The sequence below is a fragment of the Streptomyces justiciae genome, from assembly GCF_015163075.1.
In the GTDB taxonomy this organism is placed as follows: Bacteria; Actinomycetota; Actinomycetes; order Streptomycetales; family Streptomycetaceae; genus Streptomyces; species Streptomyces justiciae.
Window position 1 is genome coordinate 548,792 of sequence record NZ_JADDXU010000001.1, and the last position, 18,644, is coordinate 567,435.

The 18,644-nt window shown below is 68.8% G+C and carries 14 protein-coding genes; 13 read left to right on the top strand and 1 reads right to left on the bottom strand.

Annotated features, from left to right (window positions below; translation table 11 throughout):
* The first annotated feature begins 27 nt into the window (after window positions 1–27).
* Window positions 28–1,317 carry an ATP-dependent Clp protease ATP-binding subunit ClpX gene (gene clpX / locus IQ210_RS02450; RefSeq protein WP_194076389.1) on the top strand — a complete coding sequence of 430 codons (1,290 nt, stop codon included), beginning with the start codon at window positions 28–30 and terminating at the stop codon, window positions 1,315–1,317.
* Between the two features lie 71 nt (window positions 1,318–1,388).
* On the opposite strand, the gene IQ210_RS02455 is transcribed toward clpX, so the two are convergent.
* A complete protein-coding gene (locus IQ210_RS02455; protein ID WP_194076391.1) occupies window positions 1,389–2,309 on the bottom strand; it encodes a hypothetical protein in 921 nt (306 codons plus the stop codon).
* A gap of 136 nt (window positions 2,310–2,445) precedes the next feature.
* Here IQ210_RS02455 and IQ210_RS02460 point away from each other — a divergent pair, with 136 nt between their 5' ends.
* The 12 genes from IQ210_RS02460 to IQ210_RS02515 all read left to right on the top strand — a co-directional run bounded on the left by IQ210_RS02460 (window position 2,446) and on the right by IQ210_RS02515 (window position 18,527).
* Window positions 2,446–5,070: a valine--tRNA ligase gene (locus IQ210_RS02460; protein ID WP_194076402.1), complete on the top strand. Its 2,625-nt coding sequence runs from the start codon at window positions 2,446–2,448 to the stop codon at window positions 5,068–5,070.
* A gap of 172 nt (window positions 5,071–5,242) precedes the next feature.
* A complete protein-coding gene (folC, locus tag IQ210_RS02465) occupies window positions 5,243–6,730 on the top strand; it encodes a bifunctional tetrahydrofolate synthase/dihydrofolate synthase (protein WP_194076412.1) in 1,488 nt (495 codons plus the stop codon).
* 6 nt (window positions 6,731–6,736) lie between these two features.
* Window positions 6,737–7,099: a DUF4233 domain-containing protein gene (locus IQ210_RS02470; protein ID WP_194076414.1), complete on the top strand. Its 363-nt coding sequence runs from the start codon at window positions 6,737–6,739 to the stop codon at window positions 7,097–7,099.
* A 74-nt stretch (window positions 7,100–7,173) separates the two neighbouring features.
* On the top strand, window positions 7,174–7,587 hold the full coding sequence (ndk, locus tag IQ210_RS02475; protein ID WP_079311146.1) for a nucleoside-diphosphate kinase: 414 nt from the start codon (window positions 7,174–7,176) through the stop codon (window positions 7,585–7,587).
* 264 nt (window positions 7,588–7,851) lie between these two features.
* Window positions 7,852–8,871 (top strand): rod shape-determining protein, encoded by a 1,020-nt coding sequence (locus IQ210_RS02480; protein ID WP_004931372.1) that lies wholly within the window; start codon window positions 7,852–7,854, stop codon window positions 8,869–8,871.
* 154 nt (window positions 8,872–9,025) lie between these two features.
* Window positions 9,026–9,973, top strand: coding sequence for a rod shape-determining protein MreC (mreC, locus tag IQ210_RS02485; RefSeq protein ID WP_194076416.1), 948 nt, complete (start codon window positions 9,026–9,028; stop codon window positions 9,971–9,973).
* A 13-nt stretch (window positions 9,974–9,986) separates the two neighbouring features.
* On the top strand, window positions 9,987–10,667 hold the full coding sequence (gene mreD / locus IQ210_RS02490) for a rod shape-determining protein MreD (RefSeq protein ID WP_194076418.1): 681 nt from the start codon (window positions 9,987–9,989) through the stop codon (window positions 10,665–10,667).
* 155 nt (window positions 10,668–10,822) lie between these two features.
* Window positions 10,823–13,078 carry a penicillin-binding protein 2 gene (gene mrdA / locus IQ210_RS02495; protein ID WP_194076420.1) on the top strand — a complete coding sequence of 752 codons (2,256 nt, stop codon included), beginning with the start codon at window positions 10,823–10,825 and terminating at the stop codon, window positions 13,076–13,078.
* On the top strand, window positions 13,075–14,271 hold the full coding sequence (gene rodA, locus IQ210_RS02500; protein WP_194076423.1) for a rod shape-determining protein RodA: 1,197 nt from the start codon (window positions 13,075–13,077) through the stop codon (window positions 14,269–14,271). Before mrdA ends, rodA begins: the two co-directional genes overlap by 4 nt.
* Before the next feature lie 21 nt (window positions 14,272–14,292).
* Window positions 14,293–14,901: a hypothetical protein gene (locus IQ210_RS02505; protein ID WP_194076425.1), complete on the top strand. Its 609-nt coding sequence runs from the start codon at window positions 14,293–14,295 to the stop codon at window positions 14,899–14,901.
* Between the two features lie 74 nt (window positions 14,902–14,975).
* Window positions 14,976–16,484, top strand: coding sequence for a CYTH and CHAD domain-containing protein (locus IQ210_RS02510; RefSeq protein ID WP_194076427.1), 1,509 nt, complete (start codon window positions 14,976–14,978; stop codon window positions 16,482–16,484).
* Window positions 16,485–16,556: 72 nt separating this feature from the next.
* On the top strand, window positions 16,557–18,527 hold the full coding sequence (locus tag IQ210_RS02515; protein ID WP_194076429.1) for a TIGR03960 family B12-binding radical SAM protein: 1,971 nt from the start codon (window positions 16,557–16,559) through the stop codon (window positions 18,525–18,527).
* Window positions 18,528–18,644: the final 117 nt, after the last annotated feature.

The following is an 18,644-nucleotide window of genomic DNA, read 5'->3' on the forward strand; positions in this document are numbered from 1 at the left end:
GTCTCCCAGGCGAAGGGGAAGCACACCGTGGCACGCATCGGTGACGGCGGCGATCTGCTCAAGTGCTCGTTCTGCGGCAAGAGCCAGAAGCAGGTCAAGAAGCTCATCGCAGGGCCCGGTGTCTACATCTGCGACGAGTGCATCGATCTCTGCAACGAGATCATCGAGGAAGAACTCGCGGAGACGAGCGAGGTGCGCTGGGAGGAACTCCCCAAGCCCCGCGAGATCTACGAGTTCCTCGAGGGCTACGTGGTCGGCCAGGAAGCAGCCAAGAAGGCGCTCTCGGTCGCGGTCTACAACCACTACAAGCGCGTCCAGGCCGGCGAGAACGGCGGCGCCAACGGCCGTGACGACGCGATCGAGTTGGCGAAGTCCAACATCCTGCTGCTGGGCCCCACGGGCTCGGGCAAGACGCTGTTGGCGCAGACCCTGGCCCGCATGCTGAACGTCCCGTTCGCGATCGCGGACGCCACCGCGCTCACGGAGGCGGGTTACGTCGGCGAAGACGTCGAGAACATCCTGCTCAAGCTCATCCAGGCGGCGGACTACGACGTCAAGAAGGCCGAGACCGGGATCATCTACATCGATGAGATCGACAAGGTCGCGAGGAAGAGTGAAAACCCCTCCATCACACGCGACGTGAGCGGCGAGGGCGTGCAACAGGCCCTGCTCAAGATCCTCGAAGGCACCACGGCGTCGGTCCCGCCCCAGGGCGGCCGCAAGCACCCGCACCAGGAGTTCATCCAGATCGACACGACGAACGTCCTGTTCATCGTGGGCGGTGCCTTCGCGGGCCTGGAGAAGATCATCGAGTCGCGGGCGGGGGCCAAGGGCATCGGCTTCGGCGCGACGATCCGCTCGAAGCGCGAGCTGGAGGCCAAGGACCAGTTCGAGGACGTCATGCCGGAGGACCTGGTGAAGTTCGGGATGATCCCGGAGTTCATCGGCCGCCTCCCGGTCATCACGTCGGTCCACAACCTGGACCGCGAGGCCCTGCTCCAGATCCTGGTCGAGCCTCGCAACGCCCTGGTGAAGCAGTACCAGCGCCTCTTCGAACTCGACGGCGTGGAACTGGACTTCGAGCGCGAGGCCCTGGAAGCCATCGCCGACCAGGCCATCCTCCGCCAGACCGGCGCCCGAGGCCTCCGCGCCATCATGGAGGAAGTCCTCCAGGGCGTGATGTACGAAATCCCGTCCCGCAAGGACGTGGCCAGGGTCGTCATCACAGCAGACGTGGTCCACTCCAACGTCAACCCGACCCTGATCCCACGCGACGCGCGGGGCGGACGGGGCTCGGGGGAGCAGAAGACGGCGTAGCGGCCGCGGACAGACACACGAACGAAGGGGCCCCGGTCAACCGACCGGGGCCCCTTCGCAGTTGACGAACGTCAGGCCTTCACGCGCACGTCCGTGCGGAGCTTGGCGGTCAGCTCTGCCGCCTCCGCCATCGTCTTGCTCTTGCCCGCGATCATCTCGGCCACGTCGTACGAGATCACGTAGGCAACCGTGCTGTGGTCACCCCAGACGCAGAACGGCATCTTCACGGTCATGCCGGATTCGGTGGACTGGATCTCCTGGCACTTCATGACGCCGTTCTCGAAACCGGCGGGCTTCTGCTCGGTGGGGGAGCCCACGAGCTTCTGACCGGAGTCCGAGTCCTTCTCGGACTCCTTCTTCATGTTGGCGAACATCGCGTCGACGACCTTCTCGGGATCTTCGATGGAGCCGTACACGCCCGCGAACATCAGCTGCTTAGGTGCGGTCTCCGACCCGGCGGAGTAGTCCGCGCTGACGTCCTTGGCGTTCTTGACGCCCCACGACTCGGCGTCCTTGACGTCGCTCTCGGTGAGCCCGTCGGCCTCGGTGCCGTCGCCCTTCTTGTACTCGTTGTCGATGACCGTCGCCGGCGCCGTCAGCTTGTACGTGCCGTCGTCCGCGATGTCCGACCCGCCGTCACTGCCGCCCTTGAGCAGCAGCGTCGCCCCCACCGCGATCGCGGCCACGACCGCCACCGCGCCGATGATGATGCCCAGCTTCTTCTTGCCGCCGCCCGGAGCCGGGGGCTGGGGGACTCCGTACGGGGCCTGGCCGTAGGGCTGCTGGCCGTACGGCGGCTGGCCCTGCGGCGGGACGCCCTGCGGGGGCTGCTGCGGGTAGCCGTAGCCCGGCTGGGGTGCGGTCGGCTGCTGAGGGTAGCCATAGCCGGGCTGGGGGGCCTGCGGCGGCTGCTGGCCGTAGGGGCCCGGCTGGCCGTACGGACCGGGCTGCTGGGGCTGCCCGCCGTACGGGCCCGGCTGGTTGTAGCTCATTACTGGGTTCCCCTCCAGATACTTATGTGTTCCAGACATCCTGGCGCAGGCCCGGCGCGCGCAACGCATCGGGGGGCGCACCGTTACAGAACAAACGCGTTTCGGGACACGCCCGGGACACCCCTAAACTGACCCCGTGACCGAGAACGCTCAGCAGCAGCCACCAGCGCCCGACACCGAACTGCCGACCCAGTACGCGCCGGCCGAGGTAGAGGGAGCGCTGTACGAGCGCTGGGTGGACAAGGGTTACTTCGCCGCCGACGCGAAGAGCGACAAGCCGCCCTACACCATCGTCATCCCGCCGCCGAACGTCACCGGTTCGCTCCACCTGGGCCACGCCTTCCAGCACACGCTCATGGACGCCCTCACCCGCCGTAAGCGCATGCAGGGCTTCGAGGCGCTGTGGCTGCCCGGCATGGACCACGCCGGCATCGCCACCCAGAACAAGGTCGAGCAGCAGCTCGCCGAGGAGGGCAAGTCCCGCCACGACCTGGGCCGCGAGGAGTTCGTCGAGCGCGTCTGGCAGTGGAAGGAGGAGTACGGCGGCAAGATCCTCGGCCAGATGCGGCGCCTCGGCGACGGCGTCGACTGGGACCGTGAGCGCTTCACCATGGACGAGGGCCTGTCCAAGGCCGTCCTCACCATCTTCAAGAAGCTCTACGACGACGAGCTGATCTACCGCGCCGAGCGCATCATCAACTGGTGTCCGCGCTGTCTGACGGCCATTTCGGACATCGAGGTGGAGTACCAGGAGGACGACGGCGAGCTCGTCTCCATCAAGTACGGGGAGGGCGACGAGACCCTCGTCGTCGCCACCACGCGCGCGGAGACCATGCTCGGTGACACAGCCGTCGCCGTTCACCCCGACGACGAGCGGTACCAGCACCTCATCGGCAAGCGGATCAAGCTCCCGCTCACCGACCGCTCCATCCCCGTCGTCGCCGACACCCACGTCGACCCCGAGTTCGGCACGGGTGCCGTCAAGGTCACCCCGGCCCACGACCCCAACGACTTCGCGATCGGCCAGCGCCACGGCCTGGAGTCGATCACGGTCATGGACGAGCGTGCCGTCATCACCGCCCACGGCCCCTTCCAGGGCCTCGACCGCTTCGAGGCGCGCTCCGCCATCGTCGCGGCGCTGCGCTCGCAGGGGCGGATCGTCGCCGAGAAGCGGCCGTACGTCCACTCCGTCGGCCACTGCTCGCGCTGCAAGACCACCATCGAGCCGCGCCTGTCCATGCAGTGGTGGGTCAAGGTCGGCCCGCTGGCGAAGGCCGCCGGCGACGCGGTCCGCGGCGGCCGCGTCAAGATCCACCCCGAGGACATGTCGAAGCGGTACTTCGACTGGGTCGACAACATGCACGACTGGTGCATCTCGCGGCAGTTGTGGTGGGGACACCGGATTCCGGTCTGGTACGGCCCCGACGGCGAGGTCGTCTGCGTCGGTCCCGACGAGGAGCCGCCCACCGGTGAGGGCTGGCGTCAGGACACCGACGTCCTCGACACCTGGTTCTCCTCCGGCCTGTGGCCGTTCTCCACGCTCGGCTGGCCCGAACAGACCGAGGACCTGCGGAAGTTCTACCCGACCGACGTCCTGCTCACCGGCCACGACATCATCTTCTTCTGGGTCGCCCGGATGATGATGTTCGGCCTGTACGCCATGGACGGCGAGGTCCCCTTCAAGACCATCGCGCTGACCGGGCTCGTCCGCGACGAGCGCGGCAAGAAGATGTCGAAGTCCTTCGGCAACGTCGTCGACCCGCTGGACTGGATGGACAAGTACGGCTCCGACGCCGTCCGCTTCACCCTGGCCCGCGGCGCCAACCCCGGCACCGACGTCCCGATCGGCGAGGACTGGGTCCAGGCGTCCCGGAACTTCGCCAACAAGATCTGGAACGCCACGCGCTTCGCGCTGATGAACGGCGCGACGATCGAGGGCCCGCTGCCCGAGCCGTCGCAGATGTCGGCGACCGACCGCTGGATCCTCTCCCGTCTCAACAAGACGGTCGCCCAAGTCGACGCGTACTACGAGGACTTCCAGTTCGCGAAGCTCTCCGACGCCCTCTTCCACTTCGCATGGGACGAGGTCTTCGACTGGTACGTAGAGCTGTCCAAGACGACGTTCCAGGCGGGCGGCGAGAGCGCCAAGGTCTCCCAGCGCGTCCTCGGCGAGGTCCTCGACATCACGCTGAAGCTGCTGCACCCGATCGTCCCGTTCGTCACCGACACCCTCTGGACCACCCTCACGGGCGGCGAGTCGGTCGTCATCGCGGACTGGCCGAAGGACAGCGGCTTCCGGGACGCGGCCGCCGAGCGCGAGATCGAGTCCCTCCAGTCCGTCATCACCGAGGTCCGTCGCTTCCGCGCCGACCAGGGCCTCCAGCCCGGCCAGCGCGTGCCCGCACGGCTGACGTTGGACGGCACTGCCCTGGCCCCGCACGAGGCGGCCATCCGCCAGCTCCTCCGCCTCCAGCCCGAGGGCGAGAGCTTCTCGGCGACGGCGACCCTCCCGGTCGCCGGGGCCACGGTCGCCCTCGACCTCTCCGGCACCATCGACGTCGCGGCGGAGCGCAAGCGCCTCGCCAAGGACCTCGCGGCGGCGGAGAAGGAGAAGGCCCAGGCAACGGCCAAGCTCGGCAACGAGGCGTTCCTGGCGAAGGCCCCGGACAACGTGGTGGACAAGATCCGAGGCCGCCTGGCAAAGGCGGACGAGGACATCGCCCGCATCCAGGCTCAGCTGGACAGGCTGCCGCCCGCGTAAGGGTCTGTACGACGCTGAAGGCTCCCGGAACTGCTCGGTTCCGGGAGCCTTTACGCACCCAAGGGGCGCGGGGAACTGCGCGACCGGCCACAACCAACCCGCACTCGCCGTACAAAGCCCAGCCACCCCACTCCATAGGCGCCCTGCCACTCCCCCTCCGTAGACTGACCCCGTGAGCGACACCGACGACCCCTTCGACGAGATCATCTCGGCAGAGACCGACCGCGACCCCGACCTCGCGGTCATCGAGGCCGGCAGCCGCACCCTGCGCACCCAAGGCACCCCGCCGGAGGCACAGGTACCGACCCGCCCCGAGGACCCCGAGCTCGACAAGGCCCTCAGGGACGTCGAGGCGGAGCTCGCCACCCGCTGGGGCGAGACCAAGCTGGAGCCCTCCGTCAGCCGCATCGCCGCGCTGATGGACGTCCTGGGCGAGCCGCAGCGGTCGTACCCCTCGATCCACATCACGGGGACGAACGGCAAGACCTCCACGGCCCGCATGATCGAGGCCCTGCTCGGCGCCTTCGAGCTGCGTACGGGGCGGTACACCAGCCCTCACGTGCAGTCCGTCACCGAGCGCATCAGCCTCGACGGGGCGCCGATCTCCGCCGAGCGGTTCATCGAGACGTACGAGGACATCAAGCCGTACATCGAGATGGTCGACTCCCAGCAGCAGTACCGGCTGTCCTTCTTCGAGGTGCTGACCGGCATGGCGTACGCCGCCTTCGCGGACGCGCCCGTGGACGTGGCCGTCGTCGAGGTCGGGATGGGCGGCACCTGGGACGCCACCAACGTCATCGACGGTGACGTCGCCGTCGTCACGCCCATCGATCTCGACCACACCGACCGGCTCGGCGAGACGCCCGGCGAGATCGCCACGGAGAAGGCCGGCATCGTCAAGCAGGACGCGACGGTCATCCTGGCCCAGCAGCCGGTCGACGCCGCTCAGGTGCTGCTCAAGAAGGCGGTCGAGGTCGACGCCACGGTCGCTCGGGAAGGGCTCGAGTTCGGGGTCGTCTCGCGGCAGGTCGCCGTCGGCGGCCAGCTGCTGACGCTGCGCGGGCTCGGCGGGGAGTACGAGGAGGTGTACCTCCCGCTGCACGGCGCCTACCAGGCGCACAACGCCGCCGTCGCGCTCGCCGCCGTAGAGGCGTTCTTCGGCGTCGGCTCGCAGCGGCCCGAGCCGCTCGACATCGACACCGTCCGCAAGGCCTTCGCGGCCGTGTCCTCGCCTGGCAGGCTGGAGGTCGTACGGCGGTCTCCCACCGTCGTCCTGGACGCCGCCCACAACCCGGCGGGCGCCCGCGCCACCGCCGAGGCGGTCGGCGAGGCCTTCGACTTCAGCCGGCTGATCGGCGTGGTCGGGGCGAGCGGCGACAAGAACGTACGAGGGCTGCTCGAGGCCTTCGAGCCGATCTTCGCGGAGGTCGTGATCACGCAGAACTCCAGCCACCGCGCCATGGACGCCGACGAGCTGGCCGCGATCGCCGTCGAGGTGTTCGGCGAGGAGCGCGTCCAGGTCGAGCCGCGGCTGCCCGACGCCCTGGAGGCCGCGATCACGCTGGCCGAGGAGGAGGGCGAGTTCGCGGGCGGCGGTGTGCTCGTCACCGGTTCTGTCATCACTGTCGGCGAGGCCCGACTGCTTCTGGGGAGGGGCTGACCACCCGTGCGTACGCTCTGTTCTTCGACCCTGATCGGCGAGTTCTTCGTCATCGGCTTCGCCGCCTTGGTCGCGATGAAGGACGACGACCTGTCCACGTCCACGGTGTGGACGGTCAGCGGCATCGCGATGTTCCTGTGTCTGGTGCTGTGCGGGGTGGTGACCCGGCCGGGCGGCATCGCGCTGGGCTGGGCGCTCCAGGTCGCGCTCATCGCCTCCGGGTTCGTCGTGCCGACGATGTTCTTCCTGGGCGCGGTCTTCGCCGCCCTGTGGTGGGCCTCGGTGCACTACGGCCGGAAGATCGACGAGGCGAAGGCCAGATTCGCGGCGATGGCGGAGGCGGAGACCCCCACACCTGACGCTGCGTGACAGACGGCCGGACACGCCCTGTAACCTCGGTCTTCCCGCACCACGCTTGACACGCTCGACAAAGGAGTCCCCTCGTGACGCAGCGCACCCTCGTCCTCCTCAAGCCCGACGCCGTCCGTCGTGGCCTGACCGGCGAGATCATCAGCCGTATCGAGCGCAAGGCCGGCTGGCAGATCACCGCGCTGGAGCTGCGCACCCTGGACCAGGAGACGCTGGAGCAGCACTACGGCGAGCACAAGGGCAAGCCCTTCTACGAGCCGCTGGTGGAGTTCATGGCCTCCGGCCCGGTCGTGGCGCTGATCGTCGAGGGTGAGCGGGTCATCGAGGGTGTGCGCGCGCTGGCCGGCCCGACCGACCCGATCGCCGCCGCGCCCGGTTCGATCCGCGGGGACTTCGGTGTGATCGTCCGCGAGAACCTCATCCACGCCTCCGACTCCGAGGAGTCCGCGGAGCGCGAGGTGAAGATCTTCTTCCCGGGTCGCGCCTGACGCGTGTGCCGTTGGTGAAAGTCCGGGGGGCCGCCTCCGGACTTTCTTGGCATATGCGTGGCGATCGAGGGAACGAGCACCCCCGAACGCCCCTCTCCAGGAGCGAACACCGTCGGCATCTGCTGACAATGGCGGAGACCCTTACGCAGTGTTCGTGCAGGCGCCACTACGATGGAGGCCTTCACGTCACAGCACCCACTTCGCCGACCTGAAAAGCCCTCAAAAGCTCCCAGGAAGGCCAGACGAATCCTGATGGGGAACTCAATGTCGTTCATCGGCCGTGACATGGCTGTCGACCTCGGGACCGCCAACACGCTGGTGTACGTCAGGGGTCGCGGGATCGTACTCAACGAGCCGTCCGTCGTCGCGATCAACACGAACACCGGTGGCATCCTGGCGGTCGGCGCCGAAGCGAAGAAGATGATCGGGCGCACGCCCGGCAACATCGTTGCCGTCCGTCCGCTGAAGGACGGCGTGATCGCCGACTTCGAGATCACCGAGCGGATGCTCCGCTACTTCATCCTGAAGATCCACAAGCGGCGGTATCTGGCTCGTCCGCGGGTCGTCGTCTGTGTGCCCTCGGGCATCACCGGCGTCGAGCGCCGTGCCGTCATCGAGGCGTCGTCCCAGGCCGGCGCCCGCCAGGTGCACATCATCGAGGAGCCCATGGCCGCGGCCATCGGCTCCGGCCTGCCGGTCCACGAGGCCACGGGCAACATGGTGGTCGACATCGGCGGCGGCACGACGGAGGTCGCGGTCATCTCGCTCGGCGGGATCGTCACCGCCCAGTCGATCCGCGTCGCGGGCGACGAACTGGACAACGCGATCATCCAGCACATCAAGAAGGAGTACTCCCTCCTCCTCGGTGAGCGGACGGCCGAGCAGATCAAGATCACGATCGGTTCGGCGTACGACCTCGACGCTGACGAGCACACCGAAATCCGCGGCCGGGACCTCGTCTCCGGGCTGCCCAAGACCGTCGTCATCTCGGCCGCCGAAGTCCGCAAGGCGATCGAGGAGCCCGTCAACGCGATCGTGGACGCGGTGAAGACGACCCTCGACAAGTGCCCGCCCGAGCTGTCCGGCGACATCATGGACCGCGGAATCGTTCTGACCGGCGGGGGCGCCCTGCTGCGCGGTCTCGACGAGCGGCTGCGCCGCGAGACCGGCATGCCGATCCACATCGCCGAGGACCCCCTCGACAGCGTGGCGCTCGGCTCCGGCAAGTGCGTGGAGGAGTTCGAGGCGCTCCAGCAGGTCCTGGACGCCCAGCCGCGCAGATGACGTAACTCTTCGATTCCGCCGTACGAGATGATCTCCTCTCGTACGGCGGATCGTTGATATAGAGGCATAAGCTCGCCTCTACACACCCGCACATACACAGACGCACATTCCTGAACACTGCACATTCCTATTGAGGAAGGCACGGCCGCCGCACGTGAGGGACACACGAGAGAGCCGGCTGCTCCTGGTGCTGCTGATCGCCATCGCGTTCGCACTGATCACGGTGGACATCCGCGGCGGGGAGGACTCACCGGTCGACGGTGCCCGCCAGGCCGCGGCCACGGTCTTCGGCCCGATCGAGGACGGCGTCTCCGCCGCGGTGAACCCGGTCGGCAACGCGATCTCCTCGATCCGCGACTCCGGTGAGCGCCACGACCGGCTCGCCGCCCTGGAGAAGGAGAACGCGGCCCTCAAGGCGAAGCTCGGCAGCGACGACCGCAACTCCAGCCGCCTCAAGCAGCTCACCAAGATGATGGGCGTCGCGGCCGAGGGCCAGTACGGCATCAAGGGTGCCGAGGTCATCGCCATAGGAGCGGCCCAGGGCTTCTCCTGGACCATCACCATCGACGTCGGCTCCAACGACGGCATCAAGCGCGACATGACCGTCCTCAACGGCGACGGGCTGGTGGGCCGCGTGACGACGGTCGGCCCGAACACCGCCACCGTGCTCCTCGCCAACGACCCCGACTTCACCGTCGGCACCCGCATGGAGGCCGGCGACGAGCTCGGCTTCGCCTCCGGGCAGGGCGACCGCCCGCTGCGCGTCGAACTCCTCAACGGCAAGGCCGAGGTGAAGAAGGGCGACCGCCTCGTCACCTTCGGCTCGCAGGCCGACAAGCCCTTCGTGCCCGGCGTCCCGGTCGGTGTCGTCTCCCGTGTCGACCCCTCCGGCGGCGGCCTGACCCGCACGCTCTACGTGACGCCGTACGTCAGCTTCACCAAGCTCGACGTCGTCGGTGTCGTCGTCGAGGCCCCGAAGAAGGACCCGCGGGACACGGTGCTGCCGAAGAAGCCGAAGCCGACCCCCACCCCGACCGTCACCGTCACGGTCACCCCCTCGGCGAACGCCAATGCCGACGGCCAGTTCGAGCAAGAGCAGTAGGAGCTGATTCCCCTTGCGTGTCAACCGGATCCTGCTCTCCACCTCCCTCGTCGTCGTCGCCCTGGTCCTGCAGGTCAGCGTCCTGTCCAGACTCCATCTCCCAGGCGCCGTCCCCGACATCCTGCTGTTGACCGTCCTGGGCCTCGCCATGGTCTACGGCCATGTCGGCGGCGCCCTCGTCGGGTTCGGCGCGGGACTCCTCGCCGACCTCGCGCCGCCCGCGGACCACGCCGCCGGGCGTTACGCGCTGGTGCTGTGCGTCATCGGCTACCTCGCGGGCCTCGCCAAGCCGGAGAACGGCCGTCTGAAGTCGGCCACAGGCCCGATGGTCGTCGTGGTCGTCGCCGCCCTCGGCACGACCTTGCTGTACGCCGGTGTCGGCGCCCTCGTCGGCGACACCGCCGCCCGTCATGTCGGCCTCGGCAGCCTGCTGTTCACGGCCGCGCTGTACGACCTGCTGCTCGCGCCGTTCGTCGTCCCCGGCATCATGGCGCTCGCCCGCCGCGCCGAGAACGACCCGCTCGCGGAGACCAACTCCTCCGCGAAGAAGGCCACGGACATCTCGTCCGGGTGGCTCTCCTCCGGTACGGGGTTGAAGATCGGCGGCCAGCGGGGCGGGCTCGGCTCGCTGAAGACCAAGGCGCGGACGCGAACCGCGCGGGTCGGCCGTATCAAGGGGGTCAAGCGGCTGTGAGGGCGGGTGTGTTGAGGGCCGATCAGGTGTCTGTGGCCGCCTCGGGAAGGTTCACTCGAACGTGTTTGCCGGGGCGGAACGAGCGCTCACAGGTCGGCCGTTCATCATTCGTACGCGCACACAACCCGGCGCACTGAGAGGGGGCGGCAGCCGCAGTGACCAACATCCCCGAGACCGGTCGGACTCCACGGGTCCAGATCAGGCTCATCGTGATCCAGATCCTCGTCCTGTCCCTCCTCGGCACCCTCGGCGGGCGCCTGTGGTACCTCCAGATCCGCGAGGGCGACGAGTACGCGAAGGAGGCGTCCGGCAACCACGTCCAGCAGGTCGTCGAGCCCGCCGTCCGCGGCTCGATCCTGGACGCGCGCGGCGTGCCGATCGCGGACAACGAGACGCGGCTGGTGGTCTCCGCCTCCCGCACGGACCTGCTGAAGATGAAGGACGACGGCAAGGCGGTCCTCACCAAGCTGGCCAAGGTCCTCGGCATGAAGCCCGCGGAGGTCATGCAGAAGGTCCGCCTGTGCGACGCCGAGACCCCGCAGCCGTGTTGGAACGGCTCGCCGTACCAGCCGATCCCCATCACCGACGAGGCCACCGCCAAGCAGGCCCTGCAGATCCGCGAGCGCGCCGAGGACTTCCCCGGCATCACCGCCGAGCCCGAGGCCGTGCGCCGCTACCCGAGCCCCGGCAAGGCCAACACCGCCCAGGTCCTCGGCTATCTCTCCCCGGTCACCGACGAGGAGATCACCAAGGCCCAGGACACCGACTCGCCCTATCTGCGCTCCGACCAGGTCGGCCGCTCGGGTCTTGAGCGGGAGTACGACAAGGAACTGCGCGGCAAGGCCGGCGTCACCCGCTACGAGGTGGACAACCTCGGCCGCGTCATCGGCCAGGCCGAGGCCGACGAGGCCCAGCCCGGCGCCAACCTCGTCACCAGCATCGACTCCCGCGTCCAGCGCGTCGCGGAGTACGAGCTGAACGAGGCGATGAAGGAGGCCCGCAAGCAGTTCGACGACAACACCGGTGAGAACTACAAGGCGGACTCCGGTGCCGTCGTCGTCATGGAGGCCAAGACCGGCCGGATCGTCGCCATGGCCTCCAACCCGACCTACGACCCCAACGCCTGGGTCGGCGGCATCTCCGCCAAGGACTACAAGAAGCTGACGGGCAAGGACTCCAACTACCCGCTGCTCAACCGGGCCATCCAGGGCCAGTCGGCGCCCGGCTCCACCTTCAAGGTGATCTCCACGGCCGCCGCGGTCGAGGCGGGCTACGACTTCGACGGCCGTTACCCGTGCACGAGTTCGTACTCGGTCGGCGGCCAGGTCTTCAAGAACTTCGAGTCGGAGAACTTCGGCCCCATCAACCTCGGCCGCGCGCTGGAGGTGTCCTGCGACACCGTCTTCTACGGCCTTGCCCACAGGGAGTGGCAGCGGGACGGCGGCATCAACCCGAAGAAGGGCGAGCCGAAGGACTACTTCTTCAAGGCCGCCCACCAGTTCGGCCTCGGCAAGACCACCGGCATCGACCTGCCCAACGAGGTCACCGGCCGCGTCCCCGACCGCCAGTGGAAGCAGGCGTACTGGGAGGCCAACAAGGACGCCTGGTGCAAGACCGGCAAGAAGGACGGCACGTACGTCGAGAAGATCTCGTACGAGAACTGCCTCGAGGGCAACAAGATGCGTGCCGGTGACGAGATCAACTACTCCATCGGCCAGGGCGACACCATGGTCACCCCGATCCAGATGGCCACGATCTACGCGGCGATCTCCAACGGCGGCACCCTGTACGACCCGACGGTCGGCAAGGCCATCGTCAGCGCCGACGGCAAGAGCGTCGACGAGATCGCGCCCAAGTCCCACGGCAAGCTGCCGATAAGCAAGACCACGCTGGCCAAGATGGACGACGCCCTCGCGGGCGTGGCCACCCGCGGTACGGCCGCCTGGCGCTTCGCCCAGGTCGGCTGGCCGCAGGAGAAGATCCCGATGCACGCCAAGACGGGTACGGCCGAGGTCTACGGCAAGCAGACGACGTCCTGGTTCGCCACGTACACCAAGGACTACTCGATCGTGATGACGATCTCCCAGGGTGGTACGGGCTCCGGTGCCTCGGGCCCGGCGGTGCGCAACATCTACGACGCGCTGTACGGCGTCTCCGACGACGGCACCATCAACAAGAAGAACGCGCTGCTCCCCACCCCGCAGAAGAGCCTGCCGAAGGTCCGCACGGACGGCACCATCAAGTCGCCGAAGGTCGCCAAGGACCCGGCCAAGCAGCAGCGGGTGAGCCAGGAAGGCGCCCCCAAGCCGGAGGAGACCACGCTGGCGGCGACCGTCGAGCAGCCGACGAGCGGCAACCGCAACACCCGCAGGCGGCGGCGCCGCAGGGGAAGCCGGAGGATGTGCACATGACCGGCAACAGCTTCTCCGTCTCCGGGTACGGCCCCGAGCGTGCGGGCTGGACGCGGCTGTTCGCCCGCGACTCGCTGGCCCGCCGGCTGGACTGGCCGATACTGTTCGCGGCGCTCGCGCTGTCGGGCATCGGCTCGCTGCTGGTCTTCTCGGCGACCCGGAACCGCACCGAGATCAACCAGGGCGACCAGTACTACTTCCTGATCCGGCACATCATGAACACCGGCATCGGGTTCGCCCTGATGATCGGCACGGTGTGGCTCGGTCACCGGGCGCTGCGAACGGCGGTGCCGATCCTCTACGGCGCCTCGGTGTTCCTGATCCTCCTGGTGCTCACGCCGCTCGGCTCGACGGTCAACGGCGCCCACTCCTGGATCGTGCTCGGCGGCGGCTTCTCCCTCCAGCCCTCGGAGTTCGTGAAGATCACGATCATCCTGGGCATGGCGATGCTGCTGGCGGCGCGGGTCGACGCGGGCGACAAGCCCTACCCGGACCACCGGACCGTGCTCCAGGCGCTGGGCCTGGCCGCCGTGCCGATGCTGATCGTCATGCTGATGCCCGACCTCGGGTCGGTCATGGTCATGGTCATCATCGTGCTGGGCGTGCTGCTCGCCTCCGGCGCCTCCAACCGCTGGGTGTTCGGGCTCCTCGGCACCGGCGCGATCGGCGCGATCGCGGTCTGGCAGCTCGGCGTCCTGGACGACTACCAGATCGCCCGCTTCGCCGCCTTCGCCAACCCCAGCCTCGACCCGGCCGGTGTCGGCTACAACACCAACCAGGCGCGGATCGCGATCGGTTCGGGCGGTCTGACGGGCGCGGGCCTGTTCCACGGCTCGCAGACCACCGGCCAGTTCGTGCCCGAGCAGCAGACGGACTTCGTCTTCACGGTCGCGGGCGAGGAGCTGGGCTTCGTCGGCGCGGGCCTGATCATCATCCTGCTCGGTGTGGTGCTGTGGCGGGCCTGCCGGATCGCCCGGGAGACGACCGAGCTGTACGGCACGATCGTCGCGGCGGGGATCGTGGCCTGGTTCGCCTTCCAGTCCTTCGAGAACATCGGGATGACGCTGGGCATCATGCCGGTCACCGGTCTGCCGCTGCCGTTCGTGTCCTACGGCGGAACCTCGATGTTCGCGGTGTGGGTCGCGGTGGGGCTGTTGCAGTCGATCAAGGTGCAGCGGCCGATGTCGGCCTAGCAGTGTCGTGGGGGGAGCGGGGTGTCCGAGGAGTACGTGGCCGTGTGCCCGGTCGACGAGGAGCTGGTCGACCGGCTGCTGGCCCTGGCGGAGCTGGACCTGACCGACGGCGAGACCGTGGAGGCCCGGCTGCGTGAGGCCGGCTGGCCGGACTGGTCGAAGGCGGTGGGCGGGCCGGCGTACGAGGAGACGCCCGACGTCCCCGAGGCCACCCATGTCACCCCGCACGGCCACTTCGTCACCGCCGACGGCGACGGCACGCTCCACCTGCCCTTCGCCTACCTCTACACGGTCGACGGCGGCCTCCTCGACGAGGACATCTGGGCGACCGTCCCCGGCTGGACGAGCCAGGAGGGCGCCTGGCGCCCGGAGTTCGACGCGCACCACGCCACGGTCGTCCAGCGCTTCACCGACCGACTCGGCCTCCCGCACCACGACATACGCCAACCCAGATACAACACCCGCTACGTCAGCTGGCGTCTGGAGCACAACGTCGTGATCGTCGGACAGGGCCCGGAACCGATGTCGTACGACCAGTTCGAGGACGCGCACGTCCTCCTCCTGTCCCGTACGGCGAAGGACGCGCCGTTCCCGGACAGCGAGGCGATGCGGGCGCTGCTCACCTCCTGATGTCCCGGAGTTTCCCCGGGATTCAGCCTCGGTGCCCTCTGCCGTCCCGCCCCGACTCCGTCTAGATTCGGTTCATGGCGGACACAAAGCGCGAGATCGAGCGGAAGTACGAGTCCGACGACAGCGGACTGCCCGACCTCACCGGCGTCGCCGGGGTCGCGGCCGTCATCGACAAGGGTGTCGCGCACCTCGACGCCACCTACTACGACACCCGGGACGAACGCCTCGCCGCAGCCTCGATCACCCTGCGCCGCCGCGTCGGGGGCGCGGACGCCGGCTGGCACCTGAAGTTCCCGGTGGCGCCCGGGGTGCGGGACGAGATCCAGGCGCCCCTCTCCGACACCGTCCCCCGCGCCCTCGCCGGCCTGATCCGCTCCCGGGTCCGGGACGCCGAGCTGCTGCCCGTGGTCCGGTTGCTGTCCGAGCGGGACGTCCGTCATCTCGTCGACGCCGAGGGCGTACTCCTCGCCGAGGCCAGCGTGGACGGGGTACGCGCCGAGCGGCTCACCGAGGGCGGCGGCACCGTCCAGTGGACCGAGATCGAGATCGAGCTCGCCGACGACGGCGACCCCGTCTTCCTCGACAAGGTGGAGAAACGGCTGCGGAAGGCGGGCGTACGACCGTCGAAGTCGGCGTCGAAGCTGGCGCGGGCGCTGGCGGAGACGGGCGGGAAGAAGAAGCGGAAGAAGAAGGCCGTCGAGGCGGCCGACCCGGAGACCGCCGGGGACCATGTCCTCGCCTATCTGCGCGCCCAGCGGGACGCGATCGTCGAACTCGACCCCGCCGTGCGGCGGGACATGTACGACTCGGTGCACCGCATGCGGGTCGCCACCCGCCGGATGCGCAGCGCCTTCCGGTCGTACGGCAAGGTCCTGGACCGGGCCGTCACCGACCCGATCGGTGAGGAGCTGAAGTGGCTCGCCGGTGAGCTGGGCGTGGACCGCGACCAGGAGGTGCTGACGGAACGGCTGACCGCCCGCCTCGACGAGCTGCCGCGCACCCTGCTCGCGGGCCCGGTCCGCACGCGGCTGCGTACCTGGTCGCACGCCCGCAGCGGCGGATCGCGGCGTCGGCTGATCGCCGTACTGGACGGGAAGCGGTACCTGGAGCTGCTGGCCGCGCTGGACGCGCTGGTGGCGGAGCCGCCGGTGCTGAAGGCGGCCGGCGGGTCGCCGTCGAAGGTGCTCGCCAAGGCCGTACGGAAGGACTTCGGGAAGCTGACGGACCTGGTCGAGCAGGCGTTGGAGCTGCCGCCCGGTGCCGACCGGGACCTCGCGATCCACGAGGCGCGCAAGAAGTGCAAGCGCACGCGGTACTCGGCGGAGGCGGCGGCCAAGGCGCTCGGGGAGCCTGCCGTCGATCTCGTGCGGTCGATGAAGTCCTTGCAGGGGCTGCTCGGCGATCACCAGGACAGCGTGATGACCCGCCTGGCGCTGCGCGATCTCGCAGGTCAGGCGCATGCGGCGGGGGAGAGCACGTTCACGTACGGGGTGCTGTACGGGCACGAGGAGCGGCGGGCGGAGCTGGTCGAGCTGGATCTGCCCGTCACCTGGCCGACGATCAAGGGCGACCTGGCGGTCTGAACGGACGGACAGGGGAGGTCCGCGCTCGCGTTACGCTAGATGGTCACCCCTGTCAGTCCACGGAAGTGCGAGATGTCAGCCGAAACCGCCGAGTCGGTGTTCCCGCAGCTCGAAGCTCTGCTCCCGCATGTGCAGAAGCCGATCCAGTACGTCGGCGGCGAGCTCAACTCCACGGTCAAGCCCTGGGAGTCCAGTGACGTCCGCTGGGCGCTCATGTACCCGGACGCCTACGAGGTCGGGCTGCCCAACCAGGGCGTCATGATCCTCTACGAGGTGCTGAACGAACAGGAGGGCGTCCTCGCCGAGCGCACGTACAGCGTGTGGCCGGACCTGGAGGCGCTGATGCGGGAGCACGGCGTCCCGCAGTTCACGGTGGACAGCCACCGCCCGGTGAAGGCCTTCGACGTGTTCGGCCTGTCCTTCTCCACGGAGCTGGGCTACACGAACATGCTGACGGCGCTGGACCTGGCGGGCATCCCGCTGGAGTCCAAGGACCGTGGTCTGGACGACCCGATCGTGCTCGCCGGAGGCCACGCGGCCTTCAACCCGGAGCCGATCGCGGACTTCATCGACGCGGCGATCATCGGCGACGGCGAGCAGGCCGTCCTCGACATGACGCGGATCATCCGCGAGTGGAAGGCGGAGGGACAGCCGGGCGGCCGCGAGGAGGTCCTGTTCCGCCTGGCGAAGACGGGTTCCGTCTACATCCCGGCGTTCTACGACGTCGAGTACCTCCCGGACGGCCGTATCGCCCGCGTGGTCCCGAACAAGTCGGGCGTGCCGTGGCGCGTGTCGAAGCACACGGTCATGGACCTCGACGAGTGGCCCTACCCCAAGCAGCCCCTCGTCCCGCTCGCCGAGACGGTCCACGAGCGCATGTCGGTCGAGATCTTCCGCGGCTGCACCCGCGGCTGCCGCTTCTGCCAGGCGGGCATGATCACCCGCCCGGTGCGCGAGCGGTCGATCACGGGCATCGGCGAGATGGTCGAGAAGGGCCTGAAGGCGACGGGCTTCGAGGAGGTCGGCCTTCTCTCCCTGTCCTCGGCGGACCACTCGGAGATCGGCGACATCGCGAAGGGCCTGGCGGACCGGTACGAGGAGGACAAGATCGGTCTGTCCCTCCCCTCCACCCGCGTCGACGCCTTCAACGTCGACCTCGCGAACGAGCTCACACGCAACGGCCGCCGCTCGGGCCTGACCTTCGCCCCCGAGGGCGGCAGCGAGCGCATGCGCAAGGTCATCAACAAGATGGTGTCCGAGGAAGACCTCATCCGCACCGTCGCGACGGCCTACGGCAACGGCTGGCGCCAGGTGAAGCTGTACTTCATGTGCGGCCTGCCCACGGAGACCGACGAGGACGTCCTGCAGATCGCTGACATGGCGATGAACGTGATCGCCAAGGGCCGCGAGGTGTCCCGCTCCAACGACATCCGCTGCACGGTCTCGATCGGCGGGTTCGTCCCCAAGCCGCACACCCCGTTCCAGTGGGCCCCGCAGCTCTCGGCGGAGGAGACGGACGCCCGCCTGGAGAAGCTCCGCGACAAGATCCGCGGCGACAAGAAGTACGGCCGCTCGATCGGCTTCCGCTACCACGACGGCAAGCCCGGCATCGTCGAGGGCCTGCTGTCCCGCGGCGACCGCCGCATCGGCGCGGTCATCCGCGCGGTCTACGAGGACGGCGGCCGCTTCGACGGCTGGCGCGAGCACTTCTCCTACGACCGCTGGATGGCGTGCGCCGACAAGGCCCTCGCCCCCTTCGGCGTGGACGTCGACTGGTACACGACCCGCGAGCGCACCTACGAGGAGGTCCTGCCCTGGGACCACCTCGACTCCGGCCTCGACAAGGACTGGCTCTGGGAGGACTGGCAGGACGCCCTCGACGAGACAGAGGTCGACGACTGCCGCTGGACGCCCTGCTTCGACTGCGGCGTCTGCCCCCAGATGGACACCCACATCCAGATCGGCCCGACCGGCAAGAAGCTCCTGCCCCTGACGGTGAAGAACGCGACGCCGGCGCCTGCTGGGAGTGGGCACGCCCACTGACATGGGCGGCTGATTGCTCGGTGTGGCTGCAGGATCCTGTGAGCCCCCTTCCTGATCGGGAAGGGGGCTTTCAGGTGTGGCGGAGGGGGTGGCCTGCGGGTCATTCGTGGGCTCGCG

Coding starts and splice junctions, on each gene's coding strand:
- IQ210_RS02455 (WP_194076391.1), bottom strand. CDS start 2,309: ATGAGCTACAACCAGCCGGGCCCGTACGGCGGGCAGCCCCAGCAGCCC.
- IQ210_RS02480 (WP_004931372.1), top strand. CDS start 7,852: ATGTCGTTCATCGGCCGTGACATGGCTGTCGACCTCGGGACCGCCAAC.
- rodA (WP_194076423.1), top strand. CDS start 13,075: ATGACCGGCAACAGCTTCTCCGTCTCCGGGTACGGCCCCGAGCGTGCG.
- IQ210_RS02510 (WP_194076427.1), top strand. CDS start 14,976: ATGGCGGACACAAAGCGCGAGATCGAGCGGAAGTACGAGTCCGACGAC.
- IQ210_RS02515 (WP_194076429.1), top strand. CDS start 16,557: ATGTCAGCCGAAACCGCCGAGTCGGTGTTCCCGCAGCTCGAAGCTCTG.